Raw genomic sequence first — 20,791 nt, forward strand, 5'->3', positions numbered from 1 at the left:
ACCGAGAAGGGTCGGGAGTACCCACTGCCGACTGGCCGCTTTCGGGCCGCTGAATTCAAGTGACCGCTTTCGAGCGATGAGTTCGAGGAGCAGACTGACGCAGCCCGTTAAGGTTTATTCGATGCCTGCCATCGGCCGCAGGAATGTGCATGCCGCCGCGCATGTCGGCAGGCGTCGAATAAACCTTAACGATCGCTGCCTGAGGCGCGTGTATAAGGTCGGCACCACAGGATTTACCTTGTCCTCAATCCCGATTCATGCATCGACGCATCGCTCATCGCTTCTGATAGGTGCCGATTAGTTCCGCGTGCGCTAGTACGTGCCCCTGCATGGCCTTTTCGAGCGCCACCTTGCTGGGCCTTTTCAAATCGGGCAGTACAGTGTCGAGCGCATACAGCTTGTGGAAATAACGGTGGCGTCCCACGGGCGGGCACGGGCCGCCGTAACCGGCACGCTTGAAGTCATTGATGCCTTCGCGCGTACCGCTCGGCAAAGCCTGCGCAGCAGCGCCATCGGGCAGTTGAGTTGCCGTCGGCGGGATGTTGTAGAGCACCCAATGTACCCAGGTTATTTTCGGCGCGGCCGGGTCCGGCGCGTCAGGGTCGTCGACGATCAGCGCCAGGCTTTTTGTGTTCGCGGGCACGCCAGACCACTCGAGCGGCGGCGATACATCGGCGCCCTGACAGGTATGCTGCGTGGGAATCTCGCCGTTCTGCCGGAAGGCTTGCGACGTTAGCGTCAGGGTCATCGTGCTCTCCTGGGCAACAACAATGGATGGCTGTCCCGGTGGGAAGATCAGCAAGGTGAGCGAGAGTGCCGGCAAGGAACGCGGGACCCATGCCCAGGCCGCTTTTGCAAAGCGCTTAAGGTGGGTGTCGGACACGTTGAAGTCACTCATCGTTACGTACTCTGCTCATCACGGCGGCCGGTGATTGGTGCGCGCCCTGCGCGAGTCGCGGCGGAAATCGAAGCGCGGCTCATCGTCACATAAGTGCCGCCCGATCAGAGATGGCTGTCGTTGATAAGGATCGCGCGCGGGTCGCGGAAGTGCGACAAGCAAGAGAACCACTGCCGATGATTGCAAGTTCCGACATATCGCACGAGGCCCCGCCCATGGCAGCCTCCTTTTTCAGGTCGCGACCATGCTTATATTGTAGGTCAAGGGGTACGAAGTGGCGTGCGGTGCAAGCGCGCCGCCGCGCGGAGCGTTGGCGTCCCAAGTCGACCCTCAAGACACATTCTCGTTCGCCGATGGCCGCCGTTCACGCTCTGCCTATCCGGCTCCCTCAGATCATCACTGTCCCATTGATCGTATCCTAACGAGTCTTCGCCGATGATCATCGCAAAGATTCGCTGTGACGCGCTCACTGTCGAGGAAACTCTCATGGCTGTCGGCCGGGGATTCTTTCTCGGCTCAGTGGGACGGCCTCACCATTTCTACATTCGTGAAATAGTTGGCACGGTCGTTTCGCCTCAAGTAAATGTTCGATTCCCCACATATTGATTGGTTTGAGTTCGTATGCATTTCGTAAGTTGTCTATTCTGTTGATCGTCAAGTCAAAAAAGCAAATGGCTCTCTCATCAGGAGCAAAGAATGAAGGCGGAACGCGCGCCCAACTTCTGGAATTGAAAACAATTAGGTGTGTTGACAACATGAGTTACCCCATGTCTGTCGATATGCGATCAGATTGCGCGTGCGTCGTAACGAGCCGGGACGCTGAATTCGTTTTTCGTCATAGCTCTGACGCACTAAAGAGTCGGAAAACGCGAAGAACCCGGCCACCAACGCTGGTGCCGTTCAATGCCGTCGCTGAAATCCAATTAAGGACCCTGGCAGCCAGACCGGCATGGTCGTGTCCGGGAGGTTGCGTCGTACCGTTAATCGACGTGCGAGACACTCATGTCTGACTATGCATTGGATAACTCCTGGAAGCATGCCAATCGCCGTCTGGCGCTGCTGGAGCAAATGCTCGACCCGATGACCCAGCGTCGTATCAATATGCTCGGAGTCGGTCATGGGGCGCGTTGCCTCGAGGTTGCGGCTGGAAGCGGCTCGATCGCGAAATGGCTTTGCGAGCAAGTGGGGCAGACCGGCAGCGTAGTGGCAACCGATATCAACACCACATTACTCGATCAGATCCGTCTTCCGAACCTTGAAGTCCAGCAACATGACATCCTCAAGTCTGAGCTTCCAAGTTCGGCATTCGATTTCATCCACGCGCGATGGATACTCCACCATCTGCGCGAACCCGAACGCGCGATTCGCCGGATGATCGACGCACTTCGCCCTTCCGGGTGGCTATTATTGGAGGAAGTCGACTTTTTCCCAGTGCATGCGTCATCGTCCGCCGTGTTCCGCGAATTCATGGTGGCCCTCGTCAACACGGTTGTGAAAGCGTCTGGTCGAGACTGCTTCTGGGCCCGCATCCTTCCCGAGACCGTGGCGGCCATGGGACTCGCGCAGGTTGGCGGCGAGGGAGAGTTTCCCGTGATCCAGGGCGGTTCGCCGGCAGCGGAATTCTTCGAGCTGACTGCCGTGCAGATGCGCGATCAAATGCTCGCGGCGTCCGCACTGCCTCTGCCCCGGCTCGAACAGGCGCTACAACTCCTGAAATCGCCTGATCTTTGGGCCTTCGGCGGCGGGAATATTGCCGTGTGGGGCCGGCGAAGCGCCGCTTGACCCTCTGTGACGAGGGCGCACAACGGTCAGTCGATGGCCAGCCAGAGTCGAATGACCCTTCGTGGCCGCACTGGGGCATTCTCCGATCTCGTTGCGAACTCCAGACAACGTCGTCAGAAGCCGCCCCAAACACATTGCAGCAAATCACCGACAGACTAGGGATCGTTAACTGCGTTGATGATGTCAGTGAGAAACCAAGGCAGGATCAATTGCGTATCGGAATAGCTGACACCAACGCTGAGCATCGGTGGCTTTGACGTGGAGTCGCCGCGCGTCGCACCGTGGTTGGCACGCGGGAGGTATGCATTCGAGTCGGCCGGAATTTGCTGGGCAATCTGGTTATTAGCGGGCGGCCATGTCGAGGCGCAGCCGGCAGTGAGTACGACGAGGGCAATTACGGAACAAAAGGGCTTCATGAGGGCGAACTCCAGCCGCATTACTTTGACAATATGGTCGATCATGAGTTCGTCGCGGTATGTGGCTGGCGTCTGCCGAGCGCGGGAGGCGTGGTCTGTAGCCCCTAAGCGGGCTGCCGGCCTATCGAAGCATCAACGGCTCATGGCGGATGGGTAGCGATCGCTCGAACGGCCATGTTGCAGTAGCGACGAACGGCAGTTGATGGGCGGCGACTTCTGTGAGACTCGCATCGTCGGCGGGCGATTGAATCGTAATCAACAGAATCAAGCGCGGGTCTTGGGCCGATAGCTTCTAACGCGAGACGCTGGACCCTCGATCGCATCACGTGGCGGTCTTCTGCGCGACGTATGTCTTCAATGCGCCCGAACCGCATTGGTGATCGCCCCCGCGCATTCGCGAACCATCGGCCCCAGCTTGCCGATCACTTCTTCGGCGGTCCAGCGGCTGCATGGCGCCACCACATGAACCGCCGCGATGGCGCGCCCATCCTTGTTGCGCACCGGCGCGCCGACGTTCATATGGCCTACGTAATACTCTTCGATGTTGATCGAAAAGCCGCGTGCACGGCTCTCATCGATCTGCGTGTAGATCTTCGCGGGCTCGGTGAGCGTCGCCGCCGTCAACGGCTTCAGTTCGGAGCGGCGCAGCAGCGAAAGCACTTCGTCCTCAGGCAAACCCGACAGATACGCGCGCCCCGCAGACGTGCAATACATGGGCATGCGGCTTCCAATTGCCATGTGCGCGACGATCGGTTTGCGGCTCGTGAACGACGCCACATACACCATGTCGGTGCCGCACGGTTCCGTCAACGAAACCGTTTCGTCGCACGTGCTGTTCATGGCCGACAGAAACGGATTCGCGCTGTCGATCAGCGCATTCGCGGCCACGTAGTTGCAGCCGATTTCCATCACCTTCGTGGCCAGTTCGTAGCGGCGCGTGTGCGGGTCTTTCGTCAGGTAGCCGAGGCACTCCAGCGTGAAGACGATCCGCTGCGCCGAACTGCGGCTGATGCCCGCCATCTCCGCGATCTGCGCAAGGCTCATGCGCCGGTTGCGCGCACCGAAGGCTGCGAGGATCGCGAGTCCCTTCTCGACCGATTGGTTGAACATCGGCGAAACGCTGTTCTCCTTTTCCATATTTTCCCTTCCGTCTGACGTTTTTCTTCAGTTACAAATTAATCGATATGCGGTTAAGCATACCCGTTTACCGAACATTATTCGTCTTTTAGACTTCGTCAAACCGCATACAGCTCAGTGCATATCGATATTCGATTACTTTACCCGATTTATCGGTGGAGTCGATGTCCGGCCTGAGGACACAGATCTGCCGCTTTCTGCTGACCAACCCGCTCCCCTGAGAAAACGAAGGACAAGACCACATGAAAGTCGGAGTCGAAGTAGGCGGTACGTTCACGGACCTCGTCGCGTACGGCGACGGCGAGGTGCGTGTGATCAAGGTGCCGAGCACGCCGGCGTCGCCCGATGCCGGCGTGCTCGAAGCGCTGCGGGTCGCGGGGATCAACTTCGCCGCAATCGAAGATTTCGCGCACGGTTCCACCGTTGCCACCAATGCCGTGCTGGAACGAAAAGGCGGCAAGGTGGCCTTCATCGCGACGCAAGGGTTCCGCGACATCCTCTTTCTGCAGCGCCACGACCGCAAGCAGATTTACGATCTCTTCTACAAAAAGCCCGTGCCGCCCGTGCAACGGCGCGCATGCTTCGAAGCGCACGAACGCGTGCTTGCAGACGGCAGCGTGCTCACCTCGCTGGATGAAGCGCGCTTTCGCGCCGACGTCCTGCCGCAACTCAAGGCGGGCCGCTACGACGCCGTCGCCATCTGCCTGCTCAATGCGTACCGGAACCCCGCGCACGAACGTCGCATCGCCGACATCATTCGTGCGGCGCTGCCGGGCATCGTGGTGACGTGCTCGCATCAGGTAGCGTGCGAGTTTCGTGAGTACGAACGGGCCAGCACCGCGACGCTTTCCGCGTTCGTACAGCCCGTGATCGCGGGATATCTGGGGCGCCTCACGAACGCGCTGGAGCGCGAGGGATTTCGCGGCCGCTTCTCGGTGATGCAATCGAATGGCGGCCGTCTGCCCGCCGAATCGATGCGCGAGAACGCGATCAGCGCGCTGTTCTCCGGTCCCGCTGCGGGTGTGGTGGGCGCGGTGCGTCAGGTCATCCTGTCGGGTTATCCGAACGTCATCACGTTCGATATGGGCGGCACTAGTTCCGACGTCTGTCTCGTCCAGGACGGCAAGCCCACACTCGCGTCCGAAACCGAAATCGACGGCCTGCCCGTTCGCACGCCCGTGCTCGATATCGTGTCCGTCGGCGCGGGTGGCGGAAGCCTGATCTGGATCGATGACGGCGGCATGCTGCGCGTCGGTCCCGAGAGCGCCGGCGCGGATCCGGGGCCGGCTTGCTATGGGCGGGGCGGCACGCGGCCGACCATCACCGATGCCCACGTCGTGCTCGGCACGGTGCGCCCGGAAGCCTTTCTCGGCGGTCAGATGAAACTCGACGTCGAGGCCGCGCATCGCGCATTCGCATCGCTGGCCGAACATTTCGGCTTGCCCGTCGAGGCCGTGGCCTATAACGCGGTGCGCCTCGCCAATGCCAACATCGTGCGGGCCATTCAGCTCGTGTCGACGCAACGCGGACGCGATCCGCGCGACTATGTACTCGTCCCGTTCGGCGGCGCGGGGCCGATGCAGGCGGCGCAGATCGCGGAAGAGCTTGGCATCGCGACAGTCGTGACGCCGCCCAGTCCCGGCGTGACCTCCGCCTATGGCCTCCTGGCATCCGATTTCATCAAGTACGAAACCCTGACCCATCGCGTGCAGGTGAGCGACGACACGTGCGACGATCTGCGCGTGCGGTTCGCGTCCCTGCAGCACGATCTGCAGGCGCAGTTTCGACGGATGGATTTCACCCAGCCTTTGTCGTTCAGCTACACGCTCGAAATGCGCTATCTCGGCCAGGCGTTCGAAGTGCCACTTGAACTGGACGCCGATGCACTCGCCGCGCTCGACAAGGAACGCCTGATCGCAGGATTCGTCGATGCACACCAGCGCATGTACTTTCATAGCGACAAGACGGGGCGCCCGGTCGAAGTGGTCGCGCTGCGTGCGGGCGCAACGCTCGCGACCGGACAGGTGAGCGCGCTTACCAGCGTCTCAGTGGGCTCGCGCGCCGTCGACACAGAGACGGGCCTGTATGACGGCAACGCGCGGCGCCCTTGCCAGCGCCTGTCCGTCACCGACCTCGCTACCACGGCTGACCATTCCGTTGCGGGTCCCGCAGTGCTTGAGGAGTACACGACCACAGTGCTCGTGCCGGCGGGCTGGCGCGCACACGTCGATTCCCAATCCAATCTCGTTCTCGCGAAGGAGGCGTGATCATGATCGTCAGCCCGTTCGACAATGCCATCATCAGCCAAAGCATTCTGGCGGCCGCCCGCGAGATGGGCGCGAAGCTGATCCGCTCCGCCTATTCGACCATTCTTCGCGAAGCCAGCGACGGCTCCGCCGCGATTGCCAACGTGCACGGCGATATCGTCGCGCAGGCCGAGCTGATTCCGATCCAGCTCGGGCCGATCGGCATTACGCTCAAGCAGTGCCTCGCGCGCTATCCGGCGCACACGATCCGCCCCGACGATTTCATGATTACCAACGACCCTTATGCGGGCGGGCAGCATCTCCCCGATGTCTACATCTTCTGTCCGATCTTCTACGATGGACAGTTGATCGGCTTCTCGGCAAGCGTTGCGCACCAGATCGACTTTGGCGGCGGCGCGCCCGGACTCGACACAGACGCCTCCGACATCTATCAGGAAGGCTTGCGCTTTCCGCCCACGCGGTGGTCGCAGTCGCGTGACTGGAACGGCGGGCCGCTCGAACAGCTGGTACGCGCGAATGTCCGCGTGCCCGACCTGACCATCGGCGACATGAACGCGATGTTCGCCGCCAACGCCATCGCCTGTGTGCGCGTCGTGCAGCTGTGCGACAAGTATGGCGTCGGGATGGTGACGGAAGTCATGAACGAGATGGTCAATTACTCGGAACGGCGCTTTCGCGCCGCCATCGCGACCTTGCCGCCGGGTATCTACTACGGCGAAGACATGATCGATGATGACGGCGTGACCGATCAGCCGCTCATGATCAAGGTCAAGGTCAGCGTCACGCACGACGCGATCGATATCGACTTTGCGGGCAGCAGCCCGCAAGTGCGCCGCAATCTGAACTCGCCGTTTTCGTGCACCGTGTCGGCGGCTGTGACGTGCGTGAAGTCCATCCTGACTTCGCCCGACATTCCATTCAACGAAGGCATCTTGCGGGCCGTCAGCATTTCCGCGCCCTACGGGTCGATCCTGAACCCCGCCCCGCCCTCGCCCGTACGCGCGCGTCTCGAAGCAAACTACCGCATCTACAACGCGATCATGCGGGCACTGGCGCCCGTTGCGCCCGGCAAGGTGATCTCCACGGGCTTCGACACGTTGACGGCCGCGTGCTTCTCATTGCAACGCGACGAAAAATACAGCGTGTATCTGGAGATTTTCGGCGGCGGCTATGGCGCGTCGGAACATGGCGACGGCTGCGATGCCGTCGATTCGCCGCTGTCCAACTGCGCGAACACACCCGTCGAAGCACTCGATATGGAATACGACTTCTTCAGGCTGGAACGCTATGCGCTCGAACCCGATTCGTTCGGCATGGGCAAGCATCGCGGCGGCGCGGGTTTCAGCCGTGAGTACTCGGTGCTGGCGGATGACGTCGGCTTTGCGATCTATGCCGATCGCCATCGCTATGCACCGCAAGGTCTTTTCGGTGGCGAAGAAGGCAAGTGCGGGTACTGCGAAGTGACACGCAATGGCGTGACCGAGCGCATCGCGTCGAAATCGATGCTGACGCTGATGAAGGGAGATCGCGTGAAGGTATTCATGGGCGGCGGCGGCGGTTACGGCGACGTGCATGAGCGTCATCCATCGCTCGTCGAAGCCGACGGTCGCGACGGCATGGTCGACAACGCCCGTGCATAACGCACGCTGAATCCAGCACGCCCATTCAACGCCTTTGAGGAGAACGACAATGACCAGGCCATACAGCCGCTTTTTATGCTTCTCTGCAATCATCACGGCAATCAGCATGATCGGGGCTTCACCGGTACACGCCGAAATCTCGGACGGCGTCGTCAAGATCGGACTGTTGACGGACATGAGCGGCGCGTTTTCAGCGCTATCCGGTCAAGGTTCCGTGGTCGCAGCAAAGATGGCGATTGACGACTGCCTTGCCAAGGAATGCAAGGGCATGAAGATCGAACTGCTGACGCTCGATCATCAGAACAAGACCGATATCGCGCTGGCAAAGGCGCGCGAATGGGCCGACGTCGATCACGTCGACGCGTATGCCGACATGGTGAATTCGGCGGTCGCGCTGGGCATGGAAGACCTCGCGGTTCAGAAGAAGAAAGTGGCGCTGTTCGTCGGCGGGCCCAATCGCATCACCAATGAAGATTGCCAGCCCGACTATACGGTGCAGTGGATGTGGGACACCTATTCACAGACGACAGCCGCCGTCAAAGGTATCGCCAAGCCGAATCAGAAGTGGTACTTCATCGCGGTGGACTATGCGTATGGCGCAGCCGCTGTATCGGAAGCACGCAAGCAGCTCGACGCGATCGGCGCGCATACCGTGGGCGAGTCGAAGCATCCGTTAAACAGCAGCGACATGTCTTCGCAAATCATCTCGGCACAGCAATCGACCGCCGATATCGTCGCGTTCGCCAATTCGGGTGCCGATGCCGCCAATTCGATCAAGACAGCCAGCGAATTTCAACTGGGCGCGAAAAAGCAGGAGGCGGCATTCTTCCCGACGATCTACGAGATCAAGGGCGTGGGACTGTCGCAGGCGAAAGGCTTGCAGTTCCCCGAGAGCTTCTACTGGGATCTCGACGACGGCACGCGCCGCTTCAGCAAGCGGTTCATGGAGATCTACAAGAAGGGGCCGCCGTCGCTCACGCATGCCGGCGTGTACTCGTCGGTCTATCACTATCTGAAGGCCGTTGCGGCAGCGAAATCGGATGATCCCGCTATCGTCGTGCGCAAGATGCACGAACTGCCGATCGTCGACGACGTCGTGCGCAATGCGCGCCTGAGAGCGGACGGCCGGATGGTGCACGACTACTACTATTTCCGCGTCAAGTCGCCGGAAGAATCCAAAGGACCGTGGGATCTGTATTCGCTTGTCAAGACGTTGCCCGGCGATCAGGTCTTCGTGCCCGAGAACCGCAGCCAGTGCCGCGTGTTTCGCACGGCAGGCCAGTAGCTTACGGCACTGACGTTATGTCGTTTTCTTCGATCTGGTCCGCCACCGCGCCGCCGGCCGTGCCGACGCCTCCTCTCGCGGCGTCGCGCCGGGCCGACGTCGCGATTATCGGCGCCGGCATCACTGGCCTGTCGACGGCGTTGCATCTGGCCGAACGTGGATGCGATGTCTGCGTGCTCGACGCCGCCGAGCCCGGCTGGGGTGCATCGGGGCGTAACGGCGGCCAGGTCATTCCCGGCCTCAAGCACGATCCCGATGACCTCATGCGCGCGTTGGGCCGCGAAACGGCCCTACCGCTGATCGAACTCGCCAGCGGCACCGCGGACGTCGTGTTCGATCTGATCGCCCGCTATCGGCTCGACTGCGACGCCGTCAGAGCCGGATGGATTCAGCCGGCACATTCAAGCGCGATGCTGGAAACACAGCGGCGACGCGTCGCGCAATGGCAGGCGCGCGGCGCGTCCGTCGACATGCTCGACCGTGCCGCAGTCGCGGCGCGCACGGGCTGTGCCGGCTATCTGGGTGGATGGATCGACCGCCGCGCGGGCAGCGTGCATCCGCTGAAGTATCTGCGCGGCTTGCTGAACGCGGCGACGCAACACGGCGTATCCGTGCATGGGCAGTCAAAGGTCGGCAGTCTCACGCGCGCGGGCCGGGGTTGGCGCGTCACTACGGCAGCCGGTGACACAGTCGATGCCGACGACGTGCTGATCGCGACCAACGGTTACACGGATGGGCTCTGGCCAGGGTTGAAGCAAACGGTGATTGCAGCCAACAGTTTCATGCTCGCGACCGAGCCCTTGCCACCCTCCATCGGCGCAACGGTTCTGGGCGGCGGCGAAGTCGCATCCGATTCGCGGCGACTGCTGCTGTACTTCCGCAAAGACGCGGCGGGCCGCTTGCTGCTCGGTGGACGAGGTCCGTTTTCCGATCCCGATTCCGCACGGTCATGGGCGCATCTCGAACGCTCGCTGGTGCGGCTGTTTCCGCAGGCTGAAGGCGTTCGCATCGGGCATCGATGGGCGGGACGCGTCGCTGTCACACGCGATGGCATCCCCCATCTGCACATGCCCGCGCCGGGACTCACGATTGCCCTCGGTTACAACGGTCGCGGCATCGCGATGGCGACGGCGTTAGGTCAGGAACTGGCGGGCCATCTGATGGGACACAGGCCGCTCAGGTTTCCGGTAAGCCCGATTCGCCCGATTCCTTTTCACGGTTTGCAGCGGCTGTACTTTGCTGCGGCTGTGACGTGGTATCGCGCGATGGACGTGCTCGGATGAACCCGATACACGCGGCCCTGTGCGCCCAATGCTATCGGTTCGGCTTGCCGTAACCGATATGAAACGGCTCCAGCGCGTGCCGGCTCGGCGGCGTAGTCGAAATCAGGCGTGCGGTTTCCAGCAGGCGCGGCACGAGTTCCGCGATTGCGCGCTCCTTCGTCCAGTGCGCGACTGACACAGAAATATTGAGCGCGCCGATAGGCTTGCCCGATGCCCCGAACAACGGCGCCGCGAACGCAAGATCGCCACGGTAGTATTCCTGCTCGCTGCACGCGAAGCCCGTCTCGCGAACCTCGGTAACCATGCTCATCAGCCGATCCACGTCCGTCACCGTGTGCGGCGTATATTGCAGACGCTCCGAGCGTTCAATGATGCCGCGCGCTTCGGCATCGCTCAGTCCCGACAGATACGCCCGGCCAGACGATGTGCAAAACATCGGCAGTGCGCGTCCTACGGGCATGAACACAATCGCGCGCGCGGGATTCGGAAAGCGGCCGATATAGACCATCTGATCGCCGTCCGGCTCCGAGAGATTCACCGTCTCCGCCACTTCCCGATTGAGTTCGAGCAGATACGGATTCGCGCGCTCGAGCAACGCGTGCGATTGCAGATAGCGATAGCCGAGTTCAAGCGTGCGCGGCGACAACGAATAACGCTTGCTCACGGGGTCTTTGCGCAACAAACCCAACGCTTCGAGCGTAAAGGCAAAGCGCTGCGCGGCGCTCTTCGATATGCCCGCCGCCGTGGCGATCTCAGGCAGGCTCATCGACGAATGCTCGATGTTGAACGCGCCGAGCACGGACAGGCCCGTGGCGAACGACTGGATGAAGAGTGTCGATTCTTCTGGATTGTTCATGAGAAGAGGTTATAAAGTGCCGCCCTGTGTCAGTCGCATTTCCCTTACGCAGCGATGCCTGGTCGATCACCCGAAGCGCGCGACCTCGTAGGGCTTCAGTTTGTCGTGATGCATGTCACCTCTGATTGCCTCCGCGAGCCATTGACCCGTGCGTGCTGATCCCGTCACACCGAGATGGCCGTGCCCGAACGCGCACCACATGCCGCGCAACGACGGCACGGCGCCGATTACGGGCAACGAGTCCGGCAAGCACGGACGATGCCCCATCCATGTGTCGGCTTGCGCGGGACGGCGCAGCGCGGGAATCCCCGCTTGCGCGTGCTCCAGCAGCAATTGCGCCCGCTTTTCGCTGGGCGGCCGCGAGAATCCGCCGAATTCCACCGTGCCGGCTATTCTCAAACCGCTTTCGAGTGGAGACACGAACACCTTGCGGTCAGCGAGCACCACCTGACGGCTGATCGGCGCGGCGTCTCTATGCAGTTGCACATGATAACCACGCTGGCTCTCGAGCGGAACTTTCACGCCTAACGCACCAAGCAGCCGCCCGGACCACGCCCCCGCCGCCAGCACGATATGACGCGCCGTCAACGATGTGCCCGCGCAATCGATGCGCCAGTCGAGCCCTTGCCGCCCGATATGCTCCGCTGCCGTCTGAATGAACTGCACGCCGCGCGCCCGCGCCGCTTCCGCGATACAGAGCGCGTATTGTCTCGGCTCCGACACCCATGCCTGATCCGGCAGAAAGAGACCGACGTTGTACGCATCGCCGATATGAGGTTCGAGCGCGAGTATGCCGGCCCGGTCGACTTCTTCGATCACAAGACCATACGACGCTTTCAGCGCCCAACTCCGCCGATCCTTGTCGAGCGCTTGCCGGTCCGGATAAAGATGCAGCTGGCCGTTCGTGCGAATGCGCTCGCGACACCCCACTTCTTGCGCAAGCTGCTGATGAAGTGTCACGGCGTCCTCGTGCAGCGCATTGAGGCCTTGAGCGATCTGGTTCACGCGTTCCGGCCTGGAGGCCGCGATGAACCTCAATAGCCAGGGCGCGACGCTCAGGATATAGCTACGCGGGATATACAACGGCCCCGTCGGATCCAGCAACATGCCCGGGACGCTCTTCAACAACCCGGGCATCGCCAGCGGCGCCACCGCGCGCGACGAGATCGCGCCCGCGTTGCCCGCCGAACACTGGCTGGCTGGCGGCTGCGGATCGATCACCGTCACGTCGAGGCCCGTTTTTGCAAGGCTGTAGGCAACGCACAAGCCGACAATGCCCGCGCCCAGCACGATGACGCGATTTTCTTCAGATGCCGCTCGCGCAACCATCTCGTTCTCCCCGGATTGGATTATCAGCGTAGATCGTCGTGCGCCGTCTCGCGCATCGTGAGGACGAACGCAACCGACACGACGGACGACAGCGCGAGGTACGCGGTGGGCGATAGCGGAGAGTGCGTGATGCCGATCAGCATCGTCGACACGAACGGCGCGAACCCGCCGAACAGCACGGCGGCGAGACTGTAGCCAATCGACATCCACGTCGAGCGCGAACGCGTCGGAAACATCTCGGCGATGGCGGCCGGGCCCGGCCCCGAGAACAACGCGATCGAAGCGGCAAACACGATCTGCGCCGTGAGTATCACCCCGATGTGCCGGCTCGCGAGAACCCAGCTCAGCAGGATGTACGGCAGTACGATGAACGCGATGCACGATGCAAGCAGCAGCGGCTTGCGGCCGATACGATCGGACAGCTTGCCCACCAACGGCACCGCCACCACGAGCACGAGCAAACCTGCCGTGTTCGACCACAATGCGCTTGCATGGTCCAGGCCGACGAACTTCTGAAAGAAGGTCGGCATATAGGCCAGCATGATGTAGTAGGACACGTTCCACAGTATTGCAAAGCCGAAGGCCCTGAACGCAAGCCGCAACCCCGCCGGTACGCTCAACGATTCCGACTTCACCACTGCATCGGAAAACGTAGGCGCTTCGGCGATATTGCGGCGCATGTACATGCCCACCGGACCGAGCAGACAGCCGAGCAGAAAGGGCACACGCCAGCCCCAGCTGTCCATCGCATCGGGGCCTAGCGCCGTACTGCAGAGCGCACTGACACCCGAGCCGAGCAGCATGCCGAGCGCCACGCTGCTTTGCTGGAAGCTGCCGAACAGGCCACGCTTTCCATCAGGTGCCCATTCGACGATGAACGCCGTCGCGCCGCCCCACTCGCCGCCCGCGGAAAAGCCTTGCAGCAACCGCGCGCTCATCACCAGCAGCGGCGCGGCAATGCCGATCGATGCGTACGTCGGCACCAGCCCGATTGCGACTGTGCTGCCCGCCATCATGAACATCGTGACCAACAGCGCGGCTTTACGGCCTCGCATGTCGGCGAATCTGCCGAGCACGATGCCGCCCAATGGCCGCATGACGAAACCCGCGCCAAACACCGCGAAGGTCGCGAGCATCGACGTGAAGTCGTCTTTCGCCGGGAAAAACTTGTGCGCGATGATCGTCGCGAGAAAGCCGTAGACGGCGAAGTCGTACCACTCGAGCACGTTGCCGATCGCCGCTGCGGCAACCGCGCGTCGCGCGCCGGCGCGATCGTTTGTCGGTACGTCGGACGATGCGGGTCGCGCGTCGGCACGCACCCGTTCTAGCGTAGATGTATTCACTGGAAGCCTCTCACCCGTTCGGACACTACTGCTTCGCAAATCCCGGCCACGGCATGCATGAAGCGCCGCCGGGATCATTCACTCAACGCATGGCAAGCGGCGCTACACCTTGCCCGCCGCGCGGTCGCTAGCACGCGCCGCTTCGTCGCGTGTGGCTGGATCGCCCCAGCCGCCGCCGCCCGCTGTCCCGACGATCAGCCTGTCACCACGCCGCATCGTCGTGACAATCTTCGAGTTGATCGGCTCGGTCTCGCCCGAACGGCGAACGATTGCGCTCTGCGCGCAAAGGCCCGGCTCTCCGCCCGATGCGCCCTGTGCGGCATGCCGATGCCCTTCGCCGCGATGCGTGACCGTCAGATGGTCGCAAAGGACTTCGAACTCCTTGACCAGACCGAGGCCGCCGCGAAAGTGGCCGTCGCCACCCGAGCCGGTGCGCAATGCGACTTGCCGCACGCGCAGCGGCGCGTTCATCTCGATGGCCTCGGCGGGATAGTTCATGCAGTTCGACGCATCGGTTTCAATCACGTCGACGCCGTCGCCATCGCGGCTCGCGCCGTTGCCGCCCGCGATCAATTCGCCCACCACGAAACGCCGCCCGTCATCGTCCACGCCGCCGAACGCGATGGCCGTCAAGGTGCTGGCGGAATCGGCGCCGACCTTGTCGGGCAACACTTCCTTGAATGCCGCGAGCAGGCAGGCCGTAATGCGCTTGATCGTGGAGGTGCGTGAACACACGGGCGCCGGCGCTTCCGGATTGACGAGCGAGCGTTCCGGCAAGGTCAGCGTCACGGGACGAAAGCAGCCGCCGTTGGTGGGAATGGTCGAATCGGTCAGCACCCGCACGGCGAAATACGCGGCCGCCTGAGAACCGGACGGCACGCAGTTGAACGGCCCGCGAACTTGCGCAGCCGTGCCAGTGAAGTCGACGTGGAAACGTCCATCGGAGACTTCGACGGCCACCTGAATCTTCACCGGTTCGTCGAGATCGATGCCGTCGTTGTCGAGCCAGCCGGTGTACGTGTAACGCCCGGCGGGAACCGCGCGCAACGCTTCGAGCGTCATGCGTTCGGAGTGATCGAGCAGTTCGGCGGACATCGCCGACAACGCCGCTTCGCCAAACACGGATTCCACTTCCTGCAGCCGCCGGATACCGATCTTGCACCCTGCTATCTGCGCCGTGATATCGCCCATCAAGGTATCGGGAATGCGCACGTTCAGGCGCATCATCGCGTCGAGCGTTTCGTTAAGCTGGCCCGCGTCGTACAGCTTGAGCGGCGGAATGCGCAGCCCTTCCTGGAAGATTTCCGTCGCGTTGGTGGGAATCGAGCCTGGCGTCATGCCGCCCACGTCCTGGTGGTGCGCCATCGTGGCCGCCAGCGCGATCGGCTTGCCCGCGAGCCCGAACACGGGCGCAACGAGTGCGATGTCCGGCAGATGGGTGCCGCCAAGATACGGGTCGTTCATGATGTAGACATCGCCATCGCGCATCGAATCGAGCGGATAGCGGGCGAGAATGGCCGCGACGATCGGGATCAGGGTCGCGAGGTGAATCGGCACCGAGCACGCTTGCGCCAAGGTCTCGCCTAGCGGCGTGAACAGGCTGGCCGATGCATCCAGACCTTCCTTGACGATGGGCGAAAAGGAACTGCGCAACAGCGTCAGTTCCATTTCGTTTGCGATCCCGTCGAGCTTGTGGCGCATCACTTCGAGCGTGATGGGATCGATGGAAACGGGGTTGGCGTTCATCATGGATTCTCCAGGCGTTATCAGCGGCGGTTCAGCAAGAGATTGCCCGCGGCGTCGACTTCACCGTGCCAGCCCGGATGAACGAGCGTCGTGGTGTCGGCCTGCTCGACAATCGCGGGACCTTCGAAGGTGTATCCAACGGGCAACGATTCGCGGCGCAACACGCGCGCATCGACCGGGCCGCTTTCCGGCGAGATCACGATCGGACGCGTGGAGGTTTTCGGCTCGCCGTCGCGCGAAGGCGCGTAAGCCGTATCGGGCACACGCGGCGCCGGCACGCGATGCAGCGAACGCAGATTGACGATGCGCACGCGTCCCGCCGTGCAATGTCCATACACGCGATGGTGTTGCGCGTAAAACGCCTCGACCAGTGCTTCGAGTGGCGCGTCGTGGGCGCGGTCGAACGACACTTCCAGCGTGTACGACTGGCCGACGAAACAGACGTCGGCGAAATAGAGGCGCTGCAACGCTTCGCTGCCGATTGCCTCGCTGGCCATCAATGCATCGCATCGTGCATCCAGCACGTCGAGCGCGGAGTTGACGGCAGCGATCGACGTCCGGTCGACATCCTGCCCAAACGCGGACGACGCCTCGTGCTCGACGGGAGCCGACAGCAGCCCGTACGCGGCGAGCACACCCGGATAACGCGGCACGAGTACGCGCGACATGCCGAGATCGGCCGCCAGCGAGGTCACGTGCATGCCGCCTCCGCCGCCGAGCGGCAGCAGGCTGAAGCCACGCGGATCGACGCCCTGCTTCACCGACACGAGCCGGATGCCTTCCGCCATTTGCGCATTGACCACGCGATGAATACCCAGCGCCGCGTGTTCGACGCTCACACCCATCGGGCGCGCGATGTGCGTGTAGATGGCTTCGCGCGCGCGGTCCGGTTCCAGCGTCAACGCGCCGCCCGCGAAATAGGCGGGATCGATGTATCCGAGAACCACGGATGCGTCCGTGACCGTCGCAAGCGTGCCACCCCTGCCATAACAGGCCGGCCCAGGCTGCGAACCCGCCGATCGCGGACCGACCCGCAAGCCGCCGCCTGCATCGATCCATGCAATCGAGCCGCCGCCCGAGCCGATCGAGTTGACATCGACCATCGGCACGCGAACCGTATAGCCGTCGACGTAACCTTCGGAGCGGATCAGCGCTTCCCCTTCGCTGATGAGTGCGATGTCGCTGCTCGTGCCGCCCACGTCGACGGTAATCAGATTGCGGATGCCCGCGCTGTCACCGACCCGTTGCGCGCCGATCACGCCCGCAGCGGGGCCCGACAGAAACAGGCGCACAGGACGCTCGCGCGCCACCGTCGACGCCATCAGGCCGCCGCGCGACTGGATAACCTGAAGCGGTGCACCGACGCCTTTGCGGCGCAAGCCATCATCCAGCCGACGCAGATAGCCGTCGATAACAGGCTTCACGTACGCGTCGAAAGCCGTCACCACGGTGCGCTCGTACTCGCGGAACGATGGATCGACTTCGTGAGACAGCGCCACCGACAGATCAGGCCACGCTTGCTGGATCAGTTCGCGGGCTCGCAGCTCATGCGCCGGATTGGCAAAGGAAAACAGGAAGCAGATTGCGATGGCTTCGACACCCGCGCCCACGAGCTTGCCGACGGCTTCAAGCAGGTCGGCATCCTGCATCGCTTCGAGGACGGTGCCGTCGTGAGCGATGCGCTCGCCCACTTCCAGACGAAACTCCCCGCTCGCGAGAAATGACGGCGTCTCCGGTTTCAGCACCGCGCGGTACATGTCGCGGCGCATCTGACGCCCGATTTCGAGCACGTCGCGAAAGCCGCGCGTCGTGACGATGCCGATGCGTGCGCCGCGCCGTTCCAGCACGGCATTCGTCGCGACGGTCGTACCGTGCGCAAAGCGGACCACGGACGCCGGTTCGATCCCGTAGCTCGCCGCAAGCTGTCCGATCGCCTCGACGACCGCGATGCTCTCGTCTTCGCGCGTCGTCGGTGTCTTGAAGAACTGGATTCGCCCGCGTTCATCTTGTGCAACGACATCGGTAAACGTGCCCCCAATGTCTACGCCCACCGTGAAAGTCTCAGCCATCATCGCTCCTGTCGGGTTAATGCTCATATATCGCTATACGATATTCACGTATCGTTATTAAATTTAGGTGGCCATATTGACCATGTCAATAAGCGGTCTGCCCTGGGTTTTCCAGTAGAAAGACGCGTAAAACGCGCGCGAAGGCATGCAGTGCAAAGCTGTAGCGGGAGTCTGACGGCGCCGGTTTTATTCGCGGCGCAGCGCCAAAAAAGCCGGCGGGGCGTGTTTATAATAGTGAACAGCGTGAAATTCGCTCCCTGCCTTTTCTCTTTCCAAGCACTCATGCCTCGAGAATCTCGCATCGCCCACGATGCCGAACAGTCGGCTGGAACGCGCGGTCCCACCATTCCCAAAATCGGCCCCGCGGTCAAACGGCTGAGGCAGGAGAAAGGGCTCTCGCTGAAGGAGCTTTCGGAGCGCTCCGGCGTGTCCACGGGCATGCTGAGCCGGATCGAACGGAACCTCGCGAACCCGTCGTTGCGCGTCATGACCCAGATCCGTCATGCGCTGGGCGCCGCGGCCGGCGCATTGTTCACCGACTCGCCTCCCCAGCCCGCGCCTGTCGTCCGCATCGCGCCTTCCGTCGGCACGTCGTCGTTCATCTGCAAGCAGGATCAGCGTCCGCAGCTGGATTTCGGGTACATGCGCAAGGAATTGCTGACGCCGCGCTCGTCCGTCGGCATGCAGATGATGATTCTCAGCATCCCGCCACAAGGCGCTTCGGGTAGCGAGCCGTTCCGTTATCCGGCGGAAAAGGCTGGGCTGATGCTGGAAGGCGAGATGATCCTCACAGTTGGCGACGAGAAGTTCATGCTCGAAGAAGGCGACAGTTTCCTGTTCGACGGATCGCTCGCCCACACGGTGTCGAATCCTGGCGACACGCCCTGCAAGGTGCTGTGGATCATCGGTGCAGTGTCGGGCGGACAGCATATTTAGCGGAAATATCCCGTCATGCATGCCGCAGCATGCACGACGGGAAGCAACGCGTTCGACGCAGCAAACGCTCAGGCCACCGTCAGCCTCTTGATCCCGTAAGTCGTCTCCACGACACCCAGAATCACCACGGCCATCAGCATCTGCACGGTGCTGATCGCGGCAATCGACGGATCGAACTGGTTCTGCATGTAACTCAGCATCACGACGGGAAGCGTATTCGTACTCGCGGTGCCGAAGAAAAACGACAGTGGCAGGTTGTCGAGCGAAATCAGAAAGGCGAACAGGCCTCCCGCGAATATGCCAGGGCGGATCAGCGGCAATATGGTGTGCCGAAGTGTCTGCAGACGCGTGGCGCCCAGAATCGCCGAGGCTTCCTCGAGATTCGGTGAAATGCTGCGATATACCGCCAGCACCGTGCGCACCATATACGGTATCGAAACGACCGTATGCGCAATCAGCAGCGCGCCCATCGAAATACCCAGCGAGATCGACGACAGGAAGTACAGCAACGACAGTCCCAGCATGATCGCCGGTACGGAAATGGGCGCGAGCAGCAGGTCCGCGACGAGCGACGCCACCGGATGAGTCGATCGCGCGATCACCATCGCGGCGGGAATGCCCAGCAGCGCCGCCATCAACGACGAACCCAGCGCCACTTCGATGCTTACCAGCAGCGAGTCCATAAAGGGCTTGTATTCGATCATGCGGGTGTACCAGTCGAACGAAAAACGCTCGATGGGGAACATGATGAACGATGACTCGGAAAACGACACGATCACGACCGAGACAATTGGCGCCAGCAGAAACAGCATCACAATCACAGTGAAGCCAGCCAGCAGATAGCGGGACAGGTTCAGCGGCGCACGACGTGCGCGGCCATCGCCTTGAATCAGTTCAACGCTCATGATTTGGCATTCCTCTTTCGAACGAGACGGGCCTGCAAAACAAGTCCGATCAGCGCGACGAGCAACAGCACATTGCCCATCGCGGCGGCAAACGCAACATCGTGTGTGACGTTGAACTGTTGATAGATCAGCAGCGCAATCGTCGTCACCTTGCCGCCACCCAGCAGCAGCATCGTGAGAAAGCTGCCGTTCGTGATCACGAACACGAGAATGCATCCCGTCAGAATGCCGTCGAAACTGAGCGGCAACGTGACGCTCAGAAACGCCCGCAAGCGTCCTGCACCGAGTGAACGTGCTGAATCTTCGAGACGCAGGTCGACGGACTGCAATATCGACGAGATCGACAGCACCATGAACGGCAACATCACGTGCACGAGGCCGAGATACACCGAGACAGGACTGTTGAGAATGTCCGCGGCACGGTCGATAAGTCCGAACTTCATCAGCGCAACGTTCAGTAGCCCTCTTCTTGCAAGCAGGACGTTCCAGCCGAACGTTCGCATGATGATGGACGTGAGCAACGGCGCAACGAGACAGAAGACGATCGCGCCGCTCGCGCGGCCGGCATGCCGGCACATGAAGTAGGCAATCGGATAGCCCACTATCAGGCAGAAGAAGGTCGTTACGCAACTGACCTTCAATGTCACACCGAGAATGCCCAGATAGTACGGGTCGGTGAACAGCTGCCTGTAGTACACAAAGTGGCCGGATGTTGCAGCCGCGCCGCCCGTCATGCTGCGCACCACATTCTCGAGCAGCGGAATGAGGAAGAACACGGCGAGAAACGCGAGTGCGGGCAACGCCCACCATCGCTGCGCAACGGTGTAGGACCGCGACGGCCGTTTGCGCGCCACCGGTACGGCGGTCGCTGTCGTCTGAACATCGAAGTTCATGTTCCT

General features: G+C 61.9%; 16 protein-coding genes. 6 read left to right on the top strand and 10 right to left on the bottom strand.

The genetic code is table 11. The features are described from left to right. Positions 1 to 274: 274 nt before the first annotated feature. Complete coding sequence (locus J8I87_RS29620) at positions 275 to 748, bottom strand: YbhB/YbcL family Raf kinase inhibitor-like protein (protein WP_209935737.1); 474 nt, start codon at positions 746 to 748, stop codon at positions 275 to 277. A 1,152-nt stretch (positions 749 to 1,900) separates the two neighbouring features. Here J8I87_RS29620 and J8I87_RS29625 point away from each other — a divergent pair. Beyond that, positions 1,901 to 2,680, top strand: coding sequence for a class I SAM-dependent methyltransferase (locus tag J8I87_RS29625; RefSeq protein ID WP_209935704.1), 780 nt, complete (start codon positions 1,901 to 1,903; stop codon positions 2,678 to 2,680). Positions 2,681 to 2,835: 155 nt separating this feature from the next. Here J8I87_RS29625 and J8I87_RS29630 read toward each other — a convergent pair whose 3' ends face one another. Further along, the gene (locus tag J8I87_RS29630) at positions 2,836 to 3,141 is read right to left on the bottom strand and encodes a hypothetical protein (RefSeq protein ID WP_245254250.1); all 306 of its coding nucleotides are present in this window, start codon (positions 3,139 to 3,141) and stop codon (positions 2,836 to 2,838) included. 309 nt (positions 3,142 to 3,450) lie between these two features. Beyond that, complete coding sequence (locus J8I87_RS29635) at positions 3,451 to 4,233, bottom strand: IclR family transcriptional regulator (protein ID WP_205811708.1); 783 nt, start codon at positions 4,231 to 4,233, stop codon at positions 3,451 to 3,453. A gap of 242 nt (positions 4,234 to 4,475) precedes the next feature. On the opposite strand from J8I87_RS29635, the gene J8I87_RS29640 reads away from it, so the two are divergent. Genes J8I87_RS29640 through J8I87_RS29655 form a run of 4 tightly spaced genes read left to right on the top strand, consistent with a single transcriptional unit; the run spans position 4,476 to position 10,708 of the window. Then, positions 4,476 to 6,500: a hydantoinase/oxoprolinase family protein gene (locus J8I87_RS29640; RefSeq protein WP_209935705.1), complete on the top strand. Its 2,025-nt coding sequence runs from the start codon at positions 4,476 to 4,478 to the stop codon at positions 6,498 to 6,500. Between the two features lie 2 nt (positions 6,501 to 6,502). Next, complete coding sequence (locus J8I87_RS29645) at positions 6,503 to 8,140, top strand: hydantoinase B/oxoprolinase family protein (protein ID WP_209935706.1); 1,638 nt, start codon at positions 6,503 to 6,505, stop codon at positions 8,138 to 8,140. Positions 8,141 to 8,189: 49 nt separating this feature from the next. Next, positions 8,190 to 9,425, top strand: coding sequence for an ABC transporter substrate-binding protein (locus J8I87_RS29650; protein ID WP_245254251.1), 1,236 nt, complete (start codon positions 8,190 to 8,192; stop codon positions 9,423 to 9,425). A gap of 17 nt (positions 9,426 to 9,442) precedes the next feature. After that, positions 9,443 to 10,708, top strand: coding sequence for an FAD-binding oxidoreductase (locus J8I87_RS29655; protein ID WP_209935708.1), 1,266 nt, complete (start codon positions 9,443 to 9,445; stop codon positions 10,706 to 10,708). A 31-nt stretch (positions 10,709 to 10,739) separates the two neighbouring features. Here J8I87_RS29655 and J8I87_RS29660 read toward each other — a convergent pair whose 3' ends face one another. From J8I87_RS29660 to J8I87_RS29680, 5 genes are all read right to left on the bottom strand, one after another. Continuing rightward, entirely contained in the window at positions 10,740 to 11,564 is an 825-nt protein-coding gene (locus tag J8I87_RS29660; protein WP_209935709.1) for an IclR family transcriptional regulator, read from the bottom strand. 66 nt (positions 11,565 to 11,630) lie between these two features. Then, on the bottom strand, positions 11,631 to 12,893 hold the full coding sequence (locus J8I87_RS29665; RefSeq protein WP_209935710.1) for an FAD-binding oxidoreductase: 1,263 nt from the start codon (positions 12,891 to 12,893) through the stop codon (positions 11,631 to 11,633). 23 nt (positions 12,894 to 12,916) lie between these two features. Next, complete coding sequence (locus tag J8I87_RS29670) at positions 12,917 to 14,236, bottom strand: MFS transporter (RefSeq protein WP_313066714.1); 1,320 nt, start codon at positions 14,234 to 14,236, stop codon at positions 12,917 to 12,919. Between the two features lie 102 nt (positions 14,237 to 14,338). Continuing rightward, entirely contained in the window at positions 14,339 to 15,985 is a 1,647-nt protein-coding gene (locus J8I87_RS29675; protein ID WP_209935712.1) for a hydantoinase B/oxoprolinase family protein, read from the bottom strand. A gap of 17 nt (positions 15,986 to 16,002) precedes the next feature. Continuing rightward, positions 16,003 to 18,054: a hydantoinase/oxoprolinase family protein gene (locus J8I87_RS29680; protein ID WP_209935714.1), complete on the bottom strand. Its 2,052-nt coding sequence runs from the start codon at positions 18,052 to 18,054 to the stop codon at positions 16,003 to 16,005. Between the two features lie 231 nt (positions 18,055 to 18,285). On the opposite strand from J8I87_RS29680, the gene J8I87_RS29685 reads away from it, so the two are divergent. Continuing rightward, complete coding sequence (locus tag J8I87_RS29685; RefSeq protein WP_209935715.1) at positions 18,286 to 18,987, top strand: cupin domain-containing protein; 702 nt, start codon at positions 18,286 to 18,288, stop codon at positions 18,985 to 18,987. A 68-nt stretch (positions 18,988 to 19,055) separates the two neighbouring features. Here the strand turns inward: J8I87_RS29685 and J8I87_RS29690 are convergent, their stop codons facing one another. Then, positions 19,056 to 19,892 (bottom strand): ABC transporter permease, encoded by an 837-nt coding sequence (locus tag J8I87_RS29690; RefSeq protein WP_209935716.1) that lies wholly within the window; start codon positions 19,890 to 19,892, stop codon positions 19,056 to 19,058. Beyond that, positions 19,889 to 20,785, bottom strand: a complete 897-nt coding sequence (locus tag J8I87_RS29695; RefSeq protein WP_209935718.1) for an ABC transporter permease — start codon at positions 20,783 to 20,785, stop codon at positions 19,889 to 19,891. The genes J8I87_RS29690 and J8I87_RS29695 overlap by 4 nt, the downstream gene beginning before the upstream one ends. Positions 20,786 to 20,791 lie beyond the last annotated feature (6 nt).

The sequence above is a fragment of the Paraburkholderia sp. LEh10 genome (genome assembly GCF_017814945.1).
Classification (GTDB): Bacteria; Pseudomonadota; Gammaproteobacteria; order Burkholderiales; family Burkholderiaceae; genus Paraburkholderia.

Bases quoted from the DNA above. Each gene is read 5' to 3' on its own strand.
- J8I87_RS29620 (WP_209935737.1), bottom strand. From the start codon at position 748: ATGACCCTGACGCTAACGTCGCAAGCCTTCCGGCAGAACGGCGAGATT.
- J8I87_RS29625 (WP_209935704.1), top strand. From the start codon at position 1,901: ATGTCTGACTATGCATTGGATAACTCCTGGAAGCATGCCAATCGCCGT.
- J8I87_RS29630 (WP_245254250.1), bottom strand. From the start codon at position 3,141: ATGATCGACCATATTGTCAAAGTAATGCGGCTGGAGTTCGCCCTCATG.
- J8I87_RS29635 (WP_205811708.1), bottom strand. From the start codon at position 4,233: ATGGAAAAGGAGAACAGCGTTTCGCCGATGTTCAACCAATCGGTCGAG.
- J8I87_RS29640 (WP_209935705.1), top strand. From the start codon at position 4,476: ATGAAAGTCGGAGTCGAAGTAGGCGGTACGTTCACGGACCTCGTCGCG.
- J8I87_RS29645 (WP_209935706.1), top strand. From the start codon at position 6,503: ATGATCGTCAGCCCGTTCGACAATGCCATCATCAGCCAAAGCATTCTG.
- J8I87_RS29650 (WP_245254251.1), top strand. From the start codon at position 8,190: ATGACCAGGCCATACAGCCGCTTTTTATGCTTCTCTGCAATCATCACG.
- J8I87_RS29655 (WP_209935708.1), top strand. From the start codon at position 9,443: ATGTCGTTTTCTTCGATCTGGTCCGCCACCGCGCCGCCGGCCGTGCCG.
- J8I87_RS29660 (WP_209935709.1), bottom strand. From the start codon at position 11,564: ATGAACAATCCAGAAGAATCGACACTCTTCATCCAGTCGTTCGCCACG.
- J8I87_RS29665 (WP_209935710.1), bottom strand. From the start codon at position 12,893: ATGGTTGCGCGAGCGGCATCTGAAGAAAATCGCGTCATCGTGCTGGGC.
- J8I87_RS29675 (WP_209935712.1), bottom strand. From the start codon at position 15,985: ATGATGAACGCCAACCCCGTTTCCATCGATCCCATCACGCTCGAAGTG.
- J8I87_RS29680 (WP_209935714.1), bottom strand. From the start codon at position 18,054: ATGATGGCTGAGACTTTCACGGTGGGCGTAGACATTGGGGGCACGTTT.
- J8I87_RS29690 (WP_209935716.1), bottom strand. From the start codon at position 19,892: ATGAGCGTTGAACTGATTCAAGGCGATGGCCGCGCACGTCGTGCGCCG.
- J8I87_RS29695 (WP_209935718.1), bottom strand. From the start codon at position 20,785: ATGAACTTCGATGTTCAGACGACAGCGACCGCCGTACCGGTGGCGCGC.